We start from the raw sequence: 2,038 nt of genomic DNA on the forward strand, positions 1-2,038 counted from the left end.
CCGTGGCTCGAGCCGAACCGCGACGCCATCTCCCACGCCGTGGCGAAGATCGAACTGCCCGAGGAGAACAACCCCGCCATACCGGCAGTCCCGGGGAGGGGCCGGTCATGACCGACCACCAGGAATGGCCTCACGTCTTCGAGCCGGGCAGCGCCGATGAGCCAGTACTGCTGCTGCTGCACGGAACCGGCGGCAGCGAGCACGACCTCCTGCCGCTTGCCGCACGGCTCGCACCCCGGGCCGGCGTCCTCTCGCCGCGGGGTCCTGTGCAGGAGAACGGCAGCAACCGCTGGTTCCACCGCATCGCGGAGGGGGTGTTCGACGTCGACGACGTGATCCGGCGGGCCGGTGAACTGGCGTCCTTCCTGGCATGGGCCCGGGAGACCTATGGCCTCGGTGACCGGCAGGTCATCGCCGTCGGGTTTTCCAACGGGGCGAACATGGGGCTGGCCGCAGTCCTCCTCCACCCGCAAGCGCTGGCCGGTGTTATTGCCTTCTCGGGAATGTATCCCCTGAAGGGCCGTACGGTCGATGCCGACCTGTCCGCCATCGACGTCGCGCTGTTCAACGGCGACGCCGACCCGATGGCACCGCTGGACAGCGTCGAACAGCTCGCCGCGGTGCTCGAAAGCCGGGGTGCACGCCTCACCCGTTCCGTGAGCACCGGCGGACACGGCGTGCACCCCTCGGACATTTCCGGTGCCGTGTCCTGGCTGGTCGACCGTAGCCGTAGGGTGGATTCATGACTACTCCCCCAGCAACGCCGACGAACGTGTCCGCCAGGGCAACCGAGCTGCTGCGCCTGCACACCTCACCAAAAATCCTGCAGGTCATCAACGTGTGGGACGCCATCACCGCCAGGACCATCGAGGCAGTGCCCGGAACGGAGGCGCTGGCCACCGCAAGCCACTCCATTGCGGCCTCGCTCGGCTACGACGACGGCGAGAACATTCCCGTTGAGCTCATGATCGACGCTGTCGGCAGGATCGCTGCGGCCACGTCCCTTCCCGTCAGCGCCGACCTGGAATCGGGCTACGGAGATCCCGGGGACACCGTGCGGCGGGCCATCGGCGTCGGGGTGGTCGGCGCCAATATCGAGGACCAGATGCGGCCGCTCGCCGCTGCCGTGGCCCAGATGGAGGCTGCGGTGAAGGCCGGTCAGGCGGAGGGCATCGACTTCGTGCTGAATGCCCGTACCGACGTGTTCCTGAAGGGAGCCGACCGCGACCGTTCGGACGTCCTGGCGGACGCGATCGAGCGCGGCAGGGCCTTCCTCGATATCGGCGCGGCCAGCGTGTTCGTTCCGGGGCTCCTCGATGAACCGACAGTCCGCGCGCTGGTGGAGGGGATCGGACAGCAGCGCGTCAGCGTCATCAACGTGCCGGGCTCCCTCGCGCCATCGAAACTCCAGGAACTCGGTGTGGCCCGTATCTCCTACGGTCCCTGGACCCAGCGCGTCGCCCTGACGGCCCTTGCCGACGCCGCTGCCGCACTCCTCGCCGACGGCGCACTTCCGGACGGAACGCGCCCGCTGAACTAGCGCTGTTCCTGAACGATGGTCGTCTCCACCGGTCGACGCACGGCGGCTCCTTGTCCTCCCCGCGCTGAGGAAGAGCATTGCAGGGTGGCGATTTTCGATCTCCGTCCGCTACGTGCGGGATGAGTGGAGTTGCATGACGCGCGTCGCCCGCGCCGATGGCTCGTGGAACCCGGGTCCTTCGAGATCGGAGCCGTCCCTGTGACCATGGCTCAGTACGCGAGCGTGAGGGGAACAGGTTCCGCTCATTCCCGGACGTCCACGGCAAGGGAACGCCCGAGGACCTCGACCACGCCCTCCCAGGCAGGGGTGCCGGGGTCGATCATGGCGAAGTGGTCGCCGGGAAGGATCGTCAGCGTAGCCTCCGCGCCCGCCCGGCTCGCTGCATCGACATAGCTTGTGGACTGGCTGAGGGGCACCGTGGTGTCGTCCTCGCCGTGCAGCACATACACGGGAATGTCCAGGGGAACGGCGCTCATCGGATCGGCGAGCCTGTAGCGG

General features: G+C 68.1%; 3 protein-coding genes. 2 read left to right on the forward strand and 1 reads right to left on the reverse strand.

Annotated features, from left to right (window positions below; translation table 11 throughout):
- Window positions 1-107: 107 nt before the first annotated feature.
- A complete protein-coding gene (locus tag Y704_RS0105440; RefSeq protein WP_026549362.1) occupies window positions 108-746 on the forward strand; it encodes an alpha/beta hydrolase in 639 nt (212 codons plus the stop codon).
- On the forward strand, window positions 743-1,540 hold the full coding sequence (locus Y704_RS0105445; RefSeq protein ID WP_026549363.1) for an isocitrate lyase/PEP mutase family protein: 798 nt from the start codon (window positions 743-745) through the stop codon (window positions 1,538-1,540). The genes Y704_RS0105440 and Y704_RS0105445 overlap by 4 nt, the downstream gene beginning before the upstream one ends.
- A gap of 242 nt (window positions 1,541-1,782) precedes the next feature.
- Here the strand turns inward: Y704_RS0105445 and Y704_RS0105450 are convergent.
- A partial coding sequence (locus Y704_RS0105450; RefSeq protein WP_026549364.1) for an alpha/beta hydrolase occupies window positions 1,783-2,038 on the reverse strand: 256 nt, incomplete at its 5' end.

Origin of the sequence: Arthrobacter sp. Br18, assembly GCF_000520555.1 — a bacterium.
Lineage (GTDB): Bacteria > Actinomycetota > Actinomycetes > Actinomycetales > Micrococcaceae > Arthrobacter_D.

Excerpts from the sequence above, each read along its gene's own strand:
- Y704_RS0105440 (WP_026549362.1), top strand. The coding sequence starts at position 108 with ATGACCGACCACCAGGAATGGCCTCACGTCTTCGAGCCGGGCAGCGCC.
- Y704_RS0105445 (WP_026549363.1), top strand. The coding sequence starts at position 743 with ATGACTACTCCCCCAGCAACGCCGACGAACGTGTCCGCCAGGGCAACC.